The organism is Pseudomonas sp. NFACC56-3 (assembly GCF_900100025.1).
In the GTDB taxonomy this organism is placed as follows: domain Bacteria; phylum Pseudomonadota; class Gammaproteobacteria; order Pseudomonadales; family Pseudomonadaceae; genus Aquipseudomonas; species Aquipseudomonas fluorescens_AA.
Genome location: NZ_FMTK01000029.1, coordinates 31,416 through 44,583, shown reverse-complemented (window position 1 = coordinate 44,583; position 13,168 = coordinate 31,416). Strand labels below are relative to the sequence as shown.

At 62.8% G+C, this 13,168-nt stretch carries 12 protein-coding genes, 1 pseudogene and 1 riboswitch; of the genes and pseudogenes, 7 read left to right on the top strand and 6 right to left on the bottom strand.

Annotated elements, in window-relative coordinates; translation table 11 throughout:
* The first annotated feature begins 25 nt into the window (after positions 1–25).
* Positions 26–934: a glycosyltransferase family 2 protein gene (locus BLO80_RS26870; RefSeq protein WP_092333273.1), complete on the top strand. Its 909-nt coding sequence runs from the start codon at positions 26–28 to the stop codon at positions 932–934.
* A gap of 2 nt (positions 935–936) precedes the next feature.
* On the top strand, positions 937–1,554 hold the full coding sequence (locus tag BLO80_RS26865; RefSeq protein ID WP_092333275.1) for a CatB-related O-acetyltransferase: 618 nt from the start codon (positions 937–939) through the stop codon (positions 1,552–1,554).
* Positions 1,555–1,600: 46 nt separating this feature from the next.
* On the opposite strand, the gene BLO80_RS26860 is transcribed toward BLO80_RS26865, so the two are convergent.
* On the bottom strand, positions 1,601–2,230 hold the full coding sequence (locus tag BLO80_RS26860; RefSeq protein ID WP_092333277.1) for a LysE family translocator: 630 nt from the start codon (positions 2,228–2,230) through the stop codon (positions 1,601–1,603).
* Between the two features lie 123 nt (positions 2,231–2,353).
* Here BLO80_RS26860 and BLO80_RS26855 point away from each other — a divergent pair, with 123 nt between their 5' ends.
* The 3 genes from BLO80_RS26855 to BLO80_RS26845 all read left to right on the top strand — a co-directional run bounded on the left by BLO80_RS26855 (position 2,354) and on the right by BLO80_RS26845 (position 5,209).
* Entirely contained in the window at positions 2,354–3,319 is a 966-nt protein-coding gene (locus BLO80_RS26855) for a 2-hydroxyacid dehydrogenase (protein ID WP_092333279.1), read from the top strand.
* A 45-nt stretch (positions 3,320–3,364) separates the two neighbouring features.
* A complete protein-coding gene (locus BLO80_RS26850) occupies positions 3,365–4,363 on the top strand; it encodes a class I SAM-dependent methyltransferase (protein ID WP_092333281.1) in 999 nt (332 codons plus the stop codon).
* A gap of 50 nt (positions 4,364–4,413) precedes the next feature.
* A riboswitch (yybP-ykoY riboswitch) is annotated at positions 4,414–4,534 on the top strand.
* Between the two features lie 90 nt (positions 4,535–4,624).
* Complete coding sequence (locus BLO80_RS26845; protein ID WP_092205553.1) at positions 4,625–5,209, top strand: TMEM165/GDT1 family protein; 585 nt, start codon at positions 4,625–4,627, stop codon at positions 5,207–5,209.
* A gap of 108 nt (positions 5,210–5,317) precedes the next feature.
* Here the strand turns inward: BLO80_RS26845 and BLO80_RS26840 are convergent, their stop codons facing one another.
* Positions 5,318–6,133: a M48 family metalloprotease gene (locus BLO80_RS26840; protein ID WP_092333283.1), complete on the bottom strand. Its 816-nt coding sequence runs from the start codon at positions 6,131–6,133 to the stop codon at positions 5,318–5,320.
* A 217-nt stretch (positions 6,134–6,350) separates the two neighbouring features.
* Here BLO80_RS26840 and BLO80_RS30755 point away from each other — a divergent pair.
* Together BLO80_RS30755 and BLO80_RS30750 are read left to right on the top strand one after the other, a co-directional pair.
* Positions 6,351–7,631 (top strand): annotated as a pseudogene (locus tag BLO80_RS30755) (HAMP domain-containing protein); the annotation flags it as partial.
* A 15-nt stretch (positions 7,632–7,646) separates the two neighbouring features.
* A complete protein-coding gene (locus BLO80_RS30750; protein WP_371128551.1) occupies positions 7,647–8,489 on the top strand; it encodes a methyl-accepting chemotaxis protein in 843 nt (280 codons plus the stop codon).
* 125 nt (positions 8,490–8,614) lie between these two features.
* Here the strand turns inward: BLO80_RS30750 and hisC are convergent, their stop codons facing one another.
* The 4 genes from hisC to murA form a co-directional block, all read right to left on the bottom strand.
* Positions 8,615–9,667, bottom strand: coding sequence for a histidinol-phosphate transaminase (gene hisC / locus BLO80_RS26830; protein ID WP_092333287.1), 1,053 nt, complete (start codon positions 9,665–9,667; stop codon positions 8,615–8,617).
* A gap of 1 nt (position 9,668) precedes the next feature.
* Entirely contained in the window at positions 9,669–11,006 is a 1,338-nt protein-coding gene (gene hisD, locus BLO80_RS26825) for a histidinol dehydrogenase (RefSeq protein ID WP_092333289.1), read from the bottom strand.
* Positions 11,007–11,129: 123 nt separating this feature from the next.
* Positions 11,130–11,765 (bottom strand): ATP phosphoribosyltransferase, encoded by a 636-nt coding sequence (gene hisG, locus BLO80_RS26820; protein WP_003197870.1) that lies wholly within the window; start codon positions 11,763–11,765, stop codon positions 11,130–11,132.
* A 129-nt stretch (positions 11,766–11,894) separates the two neighbouring features.
* Positions 11,895–13,160 carry a UDP-N-acetylglucosamine 1-carboxyvinyltransferase gene (gene murA, locus BLO80_RS26815; RefSeq protein WP_092333291.1) on the bottom strand — a complete coding sequence of 422 codons (1,266 nt, stop codon included), beginning with the start codon at positions 13,158–13,160 and terminating at the stop codon, positions 11,895–11,897.
* Between the last annotated feature and the right edge of the window lie 8 nt (positions 13,161–13,168).

The window sequence follows — 13,168 nt, the reverse complement described above, 5'->3', positions numbered from 1 at the left end:
TGCCACCACTTTTTGACAGAAAATAATGAACAACGAACTGACCTCTTCCCAGGCCTCCGTGCCTCAAGGTGCGCCGCTTGTGTCGATCGTGGCCCCTTGCTACAACGCCGGGAAATACTTGGAAGAGGCGTTCCACAGCCTCTTTGCCCAGGATTACCGGAACGTTGAGGTCATCGTGGTCGACGACGGCTCCACCGACGACAGCCTGGCCATGCTCCGGCAGTTGCAGCGAACCTACGCTTTCCAGCTCTACTCCCAGGAGAACCAGGGTGTGAGCGCGGCACTCAACCACGGGCTGAAATATGCCAAGGGCACGTATGTCGCCACCCCGGACCTTGACGATGTGATGCTGCCCCATTCGATCCGGGTCCGCGCCCAATACCTGGACGAACACCCGCAGGTGGGTTGTGTCGGCGCGCTGGTCATCTACATCGACAGCGATGGCCGGACCATCAAGGAGCAACGGCGCGACCACATCCAGGTACACACCTTCGATGACCTGCTGCGCAACGCCGCCGTCATCGGCGCGCCCACGGCCCTGTATCGCATGAGCGCCCTGCGGGACGCCGGTTTTTACGATCCGCAGCTCAGGGTCCAGGATTTCCAGATCACCCTGCGGATCGCCCGCCAGGGTTATGAGATCCACGAACTACCGATCTGCGTCACGCGCTATCGGCGCCACCCCAATAACCTGTCGAGGAAATACCGCTTGATGCTCAAGACGGACCTGCAGGCCATCGAGCCCTATCGGGACCACCCCGCCTACCAGTCGGCCCGCACGGTGCTGGTGCACAAAGCGCTGAAGTACGCCGTGGTCGAAGACCGGAAAGAAGCCTGGCGACTGTTGCGCAGTATCCCCTGGCGCCACTGGAACAAAACCAGTTTCAAGCGCCTCAAGCGACTGGCTTTGCGATTGCCGATGACAAGGTCCTAACCATGAAGTTCTTGCAGAAACTCAAGGAACGCAAAGTACGAAAGCACCTCAAGCGCCTGGAAAAACTCGAACGAGCACCGGAAAAAATCCGTCTGCGTTATCCGAAATACCAGGTCGGAGTGGGCACCTATGGCATTCCCGAGGTGATGGAGTTCGGCGACGACACGGTCCTCAAGGTCGGTTCCTACACGTCGATCGCCGAAGGGGTGAAGATCCTGTTGGGCGGCGGGCATCGCACCGACTGGGTCAGCACATTTCCGTTCCCACTGATGATCGATGAAGCCCGGGACATTCCCGGCAGCAACCCGACCAAGGGCGACGTGGTGATTGGCAGCGACTGCTGGATCTGCGCTGAAGCGATGATCCTGTCGGGCGTGACCATCGGCCATGGCGCCGTGGTCGCCGCCGGCGCGGTGGTGACACGCGATGTCGAGCCTTACGCCATGGTGGGCGGCAACCCGTGCCGGTTCATTCGCTGGCGCTTCGAGGAGCCGGTGCGTCAGGCCCTGCTGGCGTCGGCCTGGTGGGAGTGGCCGATGGAAGAGGTCAAGGCGGTGTCACCGCTGCTGTGCAGTGACAACATCGACGCTTTTCTGGATTACGCCCGCCAACGGCATTGATCGCCCCACATCTGCGTGGAAGCGATCAAGGCAAAGCGCGCAGCGGTCAGTGCGCCTCGGTAAACGCCAGCTTCACCCCGATGGCGACGAGCACCGCGCCCATGGTCCGGTCGAACCAGTGGCCCATGCGCGCGAAACCGGCGCGCACCCGTTGCTGGCTGAACAACAGCGCCACCAGGCAGAACCAGACAGCCGTCGCCATCGCCAGGTACACGCCGTAACCGGCCTGGATTGCCAACGGCGTGTGCGGGTTGATTACCACGGTGAACAGCGACAGGAAAAACAATGTCGCCTTGGGGTTCAGGCCGTTGGTGACAAACCCCGAAATGTACGCGCCGCGGGCGGTCCGCTCACCGACTTCCTTGTGCAGGTTTTCCTCGGCCGGCTTGGCCGGTTGCGCCCGCAGTGCCTTGAAGCCGATGTACAGCAGGTACGCGGCGGCGGCCCACTTCAGTGCGTTGAACAGCACGATCGATTGCGACACGATCAGGCCGATGCCCAGCAACGAATAGCCCACGTGCAGGAAAATCGCCGTGCCGACACCCAGCGCCGTCCAGGTCCCGGCGCGCCGGCCATGGGTCACGCTTTCGCGCACCACCACGGCAAAATCCGGCCCGGGGCTGGCGACAGCCAGCAGGTGGATCAGGGCGACGGTGAGGAATTCGGTAAGGTACATAGGGGCTCCTGAGGGGTGGGCCTTGTCAAGCTCCCTCGCCACGGGAGTTCGGTGCCAGGGCCACATTCATCTGATAGGCTCGCCACATTACGCCTTCGGTTCTTGACATAAAAGGTACAGCTGATGACGAACACCGCCCGCGCCGTTTTCCTCGACCACCCTTCCCTGGACCTCGGCGACCTGGACCTGAACCCGTTGCGCAGTTGCTTCGGCGAACTGCAACTGTTCGCCCGGACCACGCCGGACCAGGTCATCGAGCGGCTCAAGGGCGCCACGGTGGCAATCACCAATAAAATCGTGATCGATGCCCAGGCCATGGCGGCCAGCCCTGAACTGAAGCTGATCCTGATCAGTGCCACGGGTACCAACAATGTCGACCTGGCGGCCGCCCGCCACCACGGCATCACGGTCTGCAATTGCCAGGGCTACGGCACGCCGTCGGTGGCCCAGCACACCCTCATGCTGTTGCTGAACCTGGCGACGCGCCTGGTCGATTATCAAAAAGCGGTGGGGGAAGGTCGCTGGCAGCAGGCTTCGCAGTTCTGCCTGCTGGACTATCCGATTGTCGAGCTGGAAGGCAAGACCCTGGGCTTGCTCGGCCATGGCGAATTGGGCAGCGCCGTCGGGCGGCTGGCCGAAGCCTTTGGCATGCGCGTGCTGCTGGGGCAGATCCCTGGGCGCCCGGCCCGCTCCGACCGCTTGCCGCTGGAGCAATTGCTGCCACAAGTCGATGCCCTGACCCTGCACTGCCCGCTCAACGAGCACACCCGGAACTTGATCGGCGCCCGGGAACTGGCGCTGCTCAAGCCCGGCGCATTCGTGGTCAACACCGCCCGCGGCGGGTTGATCGACGAACAGGCCCTGGCCGAGGCACTGCGTGGCGGTCACTTGGGAGGCGCCGCTACCGACGTGCTCAGCGTGGAACCGCCGACCCAAGGCAACCCGCTGCTGGCCGGCGATATCCCACGGTTGATCGTCACCCCACACAACGCCTGGGGCAGCCGCGAGGCGCGGCAACGGATCGTCGGCCAAATGAGCGAAAACGCCCAGGGCTTTTTCAGCGGTACAGCGCGGCGTGTCGTCAGTTGATAAACTGCCGCACTTTTTTTTACCCGCTTTATCAAGGAGCAGACCATGGATCCGCGCAGTGAAGTACTGCTTCGTCAGGCCGAGTTATTCCAGGGTCCGGTGTTGTTGGCCGGCCTGCCCGCCGACGATTTGCTCGGCCGTTTGCCTGAGGCCCATGGCTGGTGCTGGCATGCCGGCGATCAGGCGGCGCTGGACGCTCGTTTTCCCGAGCGCAGCCACTTTGGCGTGACCGTGCCCGAGCGTGCGTTCGACACCGCCGTGGTGTTCCTGCCCAAGGCCAAGGACCTGACCGACTACCTCCTCAATGCCGTGGCGGCGCGCCTGGCCGGGCGCGAGGTGTACCTGGTGGGGGAAAAACGCAGCGGCATCGAAGGGGCGTCCAAGCAGCTCAACCCGTTCGGCAAGCCGCGCAAGCTCGACAGCGCCCGGCACTGCCAGCTGTGGCAGGTCACTGTCACCAACGCACCCGAAGCCAAGCCCCTGGAAAGCCTGGCCCAGACCTACGAACTGCCCCTGGCCGAAGGCCCGCTGAAGGTCATCAGCCTGCCGGGGGTATTCAGCCACGGTCGCTTGGACCGCGGCAGTGCGCTGCTGTTGGAACACCTGGATAAACTGCCCAGCGGACACTTGCTCGACTTCGGCTGCGGTGCCGGGGTGCTGGGGGCCGCAGTCAAGCGGCGCTATCCGCACAACACCGTCACCCTGTTGGACGTGGACGCATTTGCTGCCGCCAGCAGTCGCCTGACCCTGGCCGCCAATGGCCTGGAAGCCGAAGTATTGACCGGCGATGGCATCGACGCCGCACCGATGGGTCTGAGCGCGATCCTGAGCAACCCGCCGTTCCACGTCGGGGTGCACACCGATTACCACGCCACGGAAAACCTGCTGCGAAAAGCAGCCAAACATCTGAAAAACGGTGGCGAACTTCGGTTGGTCGCCAATAGTTTCCTCAAGTACCAGCCGCTGATCGAGGAGCATTTGGGCGTCTGCGCGATCAAGGCCGAAGGCCAGGGCTTTCGCATCTATCGGGCCAAGCGCGGTTGAAGCTTTTTAGGAAACAGTACTTGCTCAATCGGATTTGCCTAGGCAGAATCCGCTCCGTCCTAGGGGAGTAGTCTCCCGCGAGCACCCTGCTCGCCCGGCATACGTCAACATACTTGGTCAGCAGACCATGGCGTATGCGGCCCAAGCGTCCACGCAGATGGCCGCTGGGTTTGACAAGACCTATGACACGCACACCTTACCCGGGGCGGGAAGGCTGTACGTGTCATAGCCGTGTCGACCCGCCCCTTTAGGAAATTCCTGATGCTGGACTCACTCCTCGTACCTACGGCGATCGTTGCGCTGGCCGAAATCGGCGACAAGACGCAATTGCTCGCACTCATCCTCGCGGCTCGCTTTCGCAAACCCTGGCCGATCATCGCCGGCATCGTTGCCGCGACCCTGGCCAACCATGCGGCGGCCGGCGCGGTCGGCGCCTGGGTCAGCGGTTTTTTCTCCAACGCGGTCCTGCACTGGATATTGGCGGCCAGCTTCACGGCCACGGCACTGTGGACGCTGGTCCCGGACAAACTGGACGATGAAGAAGCCAACACGGCCCGCCGGTTCGGACCGTTCCTGACCACACTGATTGCGTTCTTCCTGGCGGAAATCGGCGACAAGACCCAGATCGCCACGGTGATGCTCGCCGCGCAATACCCGGAGTTGTGGCTGGTGATCATCGGCACCACCGTGGGCATGTTGATTGCCAACGTGCCGGTGGTCCTGGCGGGCAATTTCGCCGCCGAGAAGCTGCCCCTGACCCTGATCCGCCGCCTGGCCGCCTTGGCGTTCTTCGTCCTGGCGATCGTGGCGGTGTACAAGGCGATGCAGAGTAGTGGGTGGGTTTGATACCGCGTCATCGTTCATCGCGAGCAAGCTCGCTCCCACAGGGCTGCAGATCATTGTGGGAGCGAGCTTGCTCGCGATGAGGCCGGCAGCCTCACCACATGGCGATGCTTATTTCTTGGCTTGCTGATACAGCGGCATCACCTTCGGAATCGCCGCTTGCAACGAAGCGATACGACTGCTCGACGACGGGTGGGTGCTCATGAATTCCGGCGGCGCGCCTTCGGAGGCCTTGGCCATCTTGTTCCACAAGGTGATCGCCGCATTCGGGTCGTAGCCGGCGCGGGCGGCCAGTTCGAGGCCGATCAGGTCGGCTTCGTTCTCGTTGCCACGGCTGTTGGGCAAGGTCATGCCGTAGTTGGCGACGGTGTCGGCCAATGCCAGGCTGTCCTGGCCAAGGCCGAACAAGGCACCGGCGCCCTGCTTGGCCATCTCGATGCCATAGGCCTTGGACATCGCTTCGCGCCCGTGCTCGCGCAGGGCGTGGGCGATTTCGTGGCCCATGATCGCGGCGATTTCAGCGTCGGTCAGCTTCAACTGATCGATCAGGCCGGTGTAGAACATGATCTTGCCGCCAGGGCCGCAATTGGCGTTGAGTTCATCGCTCTTGATCAGGTTCACTTCCCAGTTCCACTGGGCCGAATCCGGGCGAAACACCGGTGCCTGGGCAATCAAGCGATCGGCAATGACCTGGATGCGCTTGGCATCGTTGCTGGTCTTGTCCAGCGCACCCTGGGCTTTGGCCTCACCCATCGTCTTTTGATAGGACTGGGCGTACATCTGGTTGACCTGTTCGGTCGACAGCATGCTGAACATGTACTGCTTGCGTTCCACACCCACGGCTCCGCCGCTGGTGGTGTTGACCGACTGGCAGCCGGTGAGCAGCAGCGCCGCGCTCAGAGCACTCACCATCAATGTCTTGTTCATGTAAAAGAAGCTCCCTGGAAACGTGGGCGTATCCTAGGCCTTGATTGGTATCGGCGCCAGATATACCACGAGGGATTAGCGTTTTCCGGACAGCCCCCACTGCGTCCATTTGCGACATCCACGCAGCTATTAGAGTCACCCGACGAACAGCGCCTCATGCCGCCCCACAGAAACGCCGATAAAGATCCCAGACGTCATTTCCGCGCCCGGAGCCTTTATGAAATTCAAATCGATCCAGTTTTCCGTGGCCGCCCTGGCCGGTGCCATCGTGCTCAGTGTGGTTGGCGCCCTTGTGCTGTACGCGCTGTTTGCCGGCGCCCGCACCCAGGAGATGGTGCAACAGCGCACCAAGGCGCAGTTCGAGCAGCTCATCGAACAACGCCTCAGTGCCCTGGCGCGCACCCAGGCCAGCCTGATCCAGCGGGAACTGGAAGCACCGCTGCTGCTGGCCCGCGGCCTGGCCACCACGAACGCCTTGATGGGCATCAACGGCGCGGACGGCAACCCGCAACTGAAGGTGCCCCGCGAGCAAATGATCAGCCTGCTGCGGGAAACCGTGGTGCGCAACCCGAAGATCCTCGGCGCCTACATCGCCTGGGAGCCGAACGCCATCGACCACGACGACAACAGTTACGTGAACAGCCCGGTGGTGGGCATGGAAACCAGCGGGCGTTTCCTGCCATGGTGGTTTCGCAACCAGGACGGCTCCCTGGGCCTGGAAAAACTCGCCGACGTGACCGACCAGAAACTGCTCTCCACCGGCATCCGCGCCAGTGAATACTACCTGTGCTCCCAGGACAGCAAGAAAGCCTGCGTGATCGACCCGGCGCCCTATCGCGTCGGCAACACGATGACCATGCTCGCCTCGTTCATCGAACCGATCATGATCGATGGCAAGTTCCAGGGCATCGTCGGCGCCGACCTGTCGGTGAACTTCATCCAGGACATGCTCGTGACCGCGGACGGCAAGCTGTACGACGGCGCCGGGGAAATGGCCTTGCTCTCGAGCAACAACCGGCTGGTGGCCTTCACCAAGGACCCGAGCAAGCTCGGGGAAAAGGCCAGCGACCTGCTGGATGCCAGCGAATTGGACAACCTGGCCAAGCTGGGCGTCGGCGAGGTGCGCTACGACATCGACGAAGAACACGGGCATATCGAGGTGTACATGCCGTTCGGCATCGGCGAGACCAACGCCCGCTGGACGCTGATGCTGCAGCTGCCGCTGAATGCGGTCATGGCCGACCTGCAAGCCTTGCAGCAAGACCTCGACCATCAGCGCCAGGCCGATATCTTCGGCATGGCGATGGTGGGCTTGGTGATTGCCGGCATCGGTCTGCTGGTGATCTGGCTGGTGGGCCATGGCATTGCCCGGCCGCTCAAGCAAATGGTGGCGATGCTCGATGACATCGCCCAGGGCGAAGGCGACCTGACCCGTCGCCTGGTGAGCGACCGCGCCGATGAGCTGGGGGCGATCGCCAGGGGCTTCAACACCTTCCTGAGCAAGTTGCAGGGCATGATCACTCAAGTGGTGACTTCGGTGCAGAGCGTCAGCGATTCATCGGAGCACACGGCCGATATTGCGATCCGCACCAACCAGGGCGTGCACAAGCAAATGTCCGAGATCGATCAGGTCGCCACCGCGGTGCAGGAAATGACCGCCACCGCCCAGGACGTGGCCCGCAACGCGACCCAGGCGGCCCAGGCCGCCAGTCATGCGGACCAGGCCGCCAGCCAGGGCATGCAGATCGTCCGGGATACCTCCACCTCCATTGGCGCCCTGGCCGTGGAAATCGGCAAGGCGGTGGGTGTGGTGCAGACCCTGGCCAAGGACAGCGAGAACATCAACGCGATCCTCACCGCCATCCGCGGGATCGCCGAACAGACCAACCTGCTGGCCCTCAACGCGGCCATCGAAGCGGCCCGGGCCGGTGAACAGGGCCGTGGTTTTGCGGTGGTCGCCGATGAAGTGCGCAACCTGGCGCAGAAGACGCAGCAGGCGACCGAAGAAATCCAGGCGATGATTCAGCAGCTGCAACAAGGCACCCGGGACGTGGTGCAAGTGATGGAAGACAGCCAGCACCGTACCGATGAAAGCGTGCAGCATGCGGCGAAAGCGGCCCAGGCCCTGGAAACGATTACCCAGGCCGTGTCGGTGATCAACGACATGAACACCCAGATCGCCAGCGCCGCCGAGGAACAAAGCGCTGTGGCCGACGACATCAACCGCAACGTGATCAACATCGGGCAAGTGGCGAACGAAGTGGCCAGCGGCGCCGACGAATCCAGCGCGGCCAGCGCCGGGCTGACCAAACTGGCGGAGCAGCAGCGGCGGTTGATCAATCAGTTCAGGGTCTGATCAAGACCCATCGCGAGCAAGCTCGCTCCCACAGGGGAATGCGATCAACTGTGGGAGCGAGCTTGCTCGCGATAGCGTCAGTTCAGCCAACCTTGAAGTGTCTGAGACTACGCCAATGCAGGGTTTCAGAGTTCGCCGAGGGCTTCGATCAGGGCCTGGTTCTGCTCCGGTGTGCCGATGCTGATCCGCAGGAATTGAGCAATCCGCTCCTGCTTGAAGTGCCGCACGATCACCCCCTGCTCCCGCAGTTTCGCCGCCAGCCCTGCCGCATCGTGCCGGGGGTGGCGGGCGAAGATGAAGTTGGCCGCCGAGGGCAGCACTTCAAAGCCCTTGGCTTGCAATTGGGCCACGACCCATTCACGGTGCTCGATGACCAACCGGCAGGTCCGGTCGAAATGCTCGCGATCATCGAACGCCGCCGCGCCGCCGACGTTCGCCAGGCGATCCAGCGGGTAGGAGTTGAAGCTGTTCTTGATCCGCTCCAGCGCTTCGATCAGGTCCGGATGGCCCACCGCCAGGCCCACGCGCAGCCCCGCCAGCGAGCGGGACTTGGACAATGTCTGGGTCACCAGCAGGTTCGGATAACGATCCACCAGGCCGATGGCCGTCTCGCCGCCGAAGTCGATGTAGGCCTCGTCGACCACCACCACCGAATCCGGGCTGGCCTTGAGGATCCGCTCGACCGCGTCCAGCGCCAGCAGGCAGCCGGTCGGCGCGTTCGGGTTGGGGAAAATGATCCCGCCGTTCGGCTTGGCGTAGTCGGCCGGGTCGATGCGGAATTGTTCGTCCAGCGACACTGCCTCGAACTGGATGCCGTACAACCCGCAATACACCGGATAGAAGCTGTAGCTGATGTCCGGGAACAACAGTCGCTGGTCGTGCTGGAACAGGCCGTGAAAGATGTGTGCCAGCACTTCATCCGAGCCGTTACCCAGGAACACCTGGTTGCTCTGCACGCCGTAGTAGCGGGCCACGGCGCCTTTGAGCAGGTCACTGTTGGGGTCCGGATACAGGCGCAGGTTGTCGTTCAGTTCGGCCTGCATCGCCGCCAGGGCCTTGGGCGATGGGCCGTAGGGGTTCTCGTTGGTGTTGAGCTTGACCAACCGGGTCAGCTTCGGTTGTTCGCCCGGCACGTAGGGCACCAGGTTCTTGACGAACGGGCTCCAGAATTTACTCATTTCAGTTCCCCTGCCCTTCAACGGATGGCTCATCAAGAATACGGTACTCGGCGCTGCGGGCGTGGGCGCTCAGCGATTCGCCACGGGCCAGTACCGAGGCGGTCTTGCCCAGTTCGGAAGCACCCTGCTCGGAGCAGAAGATGATCGAGGAACGCTTCTGGAAGTCATACACCCCCAGCGGCGACGAAAAGCGGGCGGTGCCGGAAGTCGGCAATACGTGGTTGGGCCCCGCGCAATAATCGCCCAGTGCCTCGCTGGTGTGGCGGCCCATGAAGATCGCGCCGGCGTGGCGGATCTGTGGCAGCCAGGCTTGCGGATCGGCAACGGACAATTCCAGGTGTTCCGGCGCGATGCGGTTGGCGACCTCGATGGCCTGCGCCATGTCATCGACCTTGATCAGCGCCCCACGGCCGTTGATCGAGGTGTTGATGATCTCGGCGCGGTCCATGGTCGGCAGCAGCTTGTCGATGCTGGCGGCGACCTTGTCGAGGAACTCGGCGTCCGGGCTGACCAGGATCGCCTGGGCGTCTTCGTCGTGCTCGGCCTGGGAAAACAGATCCATGGCGATCCAGTCCGGATCGGTCTTGCCGTCGCACACCACGAGGATTTCCGAAGGGCCGGCGATCATGTCGATGCCGACCTGGCCAAACACGTGACGCTTGGCGGTGGCGACATAGATATTGCCCGGCCCGACCACCTTGTCCACCCGTGGCACGCTTTCGGTACCGTAGGCCAGCGCAGCCACGGCTTGGGCTCCGCCGATGGTGAATACCCGGTCCACCCCGGCGATGCAGGCGGCGGCCAGCACCAGCTCGTTGATTTCACCCCGCGGGGTCGGGACGACCATGACCACTTCAGTCACGCCGGCGACCTTGGCCGGGATGGCATTCATCAGCACCGAGGACGGATAGGATGCCTTGCCGCCCGGCACGTACAGGCCGGCGCGGTCCAGCGGCGTGACTTTCTGGCCCAGCACCGTGCCGTCGGCTTCGGTGTAGCTCCAGGAGTCCTGTTTCTGCCTTTCATGATAGTCGCGCACCCGCGACGCGGCTTTTTCCAGGGCTTCGCGCTGGGGCACGGTGATCCGGGTCAGGGCCAGTTCCAGGCGTTCGCGCGGCAGGATCAGGTCGGCCATGGACGCCACTTGCAGGCCGTCGAATTTCTGGGTGAATTCCACCAGGGCGGCATCGCCACGCTCGCGCACAGCCTTGATGATGTCCAGCACCCGCTGATTGACCGAGTCGTCAGACACGCTTTCCCAGCTCAGCAGATGATCCAGATGATGTGCGAAATCCGGATCGGCAGCGTTGAGTCGGCGAATCGAAGTGGGAGCGGTCATAGCGAGGGCCTCATTAATGGCAAATGCTCAGGCGCCCTAAGCTACCAGTCCATTCGCGTGGGCACCTGAGAAAATTGGCTATGACACGGATAGACGGGCGCGACTCGAGGTCGCGCAGGTGAATCAGCCGCGGTGTCGCGATTCCACTGCCTTGCGCAGGGTATCGATCAGAGCCTGGATACGAGCATGCTGCATTTTCATCGACGCCTTGTTGACGATCAACCGGGAGGTGATGTCAGCGATGAAATCCTGGGGTTCCAGACCGTTGGCCCGCAGGGTGTTGCCGGTGTCGACCACGTCAATGATCTTGTCCGCCAGGCCGATCAGCGGCGCCAGCTCCATCGAACCGTACAGCTTGATGATGTCGACCTGACGGCCCTGCTCGGCGTAGTAACGCTTGGCAATGTTGACGAACTTGGTCGCCACGCGCAAACGCCCCTTGGGCTCCGGCGCGCCGACTTTACCGGCGGTCATCAGTTTGCAACGGGCGATCTGCAGGTCCAGGGGCTCGTACAGCCCCTGGCCGCCGTATTCCATCAGCACGTCCTTGCCGGCAACGCCCAGGTCGGCGGCACCATGTTCCACATAGGTCGGCACATCGGTGGCACGCACGATCAGCAAGCGCACGTCGGCCTGGGTCGTGGGGATGATCAGCTTGCGGCTCTTGTCCGGATTCTCGGTCGGCACGATGCCCGCTTCAGCCAGAAGCGGCAGGGTGTCGTCAAGGATGCGGCCCTTGGACAGTGCGATGGTCAACATGGGAAACGTCAGTCCTTATCAAGGTACTCATGCCCGGTCGCAAGCGGCGCCGGACACACATCGAGGGTGCAGACACCCTCGATGTGAAACGAAATCAACGGACACATCCATGTGCCCATGCAGCCGGAACTAGCCCGGCACGCGGCGGATCTTGGCGCCGAGCATCTGCAGTTTTTCTTCGATGCACTCGTAGCCACGGTCGATGTGGTAGATGCGGTCGATCAGGGTATCGCCTTCGGCAACCAGGGCCGAGATGACCAGGCTGGCCGACGCCCGCAGGTCGGTGGCCATGACTGGCGCGCCCTTGAGCTTCTCGGTGCCCGTGACGATGGCCGTGTTGCCTTCGACCTGGATCTTGGCGCCCATGCGGTGCAATTCGTAGACGTGCATGAAGCGGTTTTCGAAGATCGTCTCGATGACCGCGCCCGTGCCTTCGGCAATGGCGTTGAGGGAGATGAACTGCGCCTGCATGTCGGTCGGGAACGCCGGGTATGGAGCGGTCCGCACGTTGACGGCCTTGGGCCGCTTGCCGTGCATGTTCACTTCGATCCAGTCTTCGCCGCAGGTGACTTCGGCACCGGCTTCCTTGAGTTTCTCCAGGACGGCTTCGAGGATGGTCGGATCGGTGTCCTTGACCTTGACGCGGCCACCGGTGACGGCAGCGGCCACCAGGTAGGTGCCGGTTTCGATCCGATCCGGCATCACCTTGTAGGTGGCCGAATGCAGGCGCTCGACGCCATCGATGATGATGGTGTCAGTGCCGGCACCGCTGATCTTGGCACCCATGGCGATCAGGAAGTTCGCCAGGTCGACCACTTCAGGCTCGCGGGCAGCGTTTTGCAGCACGCTGCGGCCCTTGGCCAGTGCGGCGGCCATCATGATGTTCTCGGTACCGGTCACGCTGACGGTATCGAAGAAGAAATTCGCGCCGCGCAAGCCGCCTTCCGGCGCCTTGGCCTTGATGTAGCCGCCTTCGACGTCGATCACCGCGCCCATGGCTTCCAGGCCGCGGATGTGCAGGTCCACCGGACGCGAGCCGATGGCGCAACCGCCAGGCAAGGCGACTTCAGCTTCACCGAAACGGGCGACCATCGGGCCCAGTACCAGGATCGACGCACGCATGGTCTTCACCAGCTCGTACGGGGCGATCAGGGTCTTGATGGTGCGTGGGTCGATCTCGACGCTGAGCTTCTCGTCGATCACCGGCTCGATGCCCATGCGGCCGAACAGCTCGATCATCGTGGTGATGTCGTGCAGGTGCGGCAGGTTGGCCACGGTCACAGGACCATCGCACAGCAGGGTGGCGGCCAGGATTGGCAGGGCGGAGTTCTTTGCCCCGGAAATACGGATCTCGCCATCAAGACGAACGCCGCCGGTAATAATCAGTTTATCCATAAGAATCT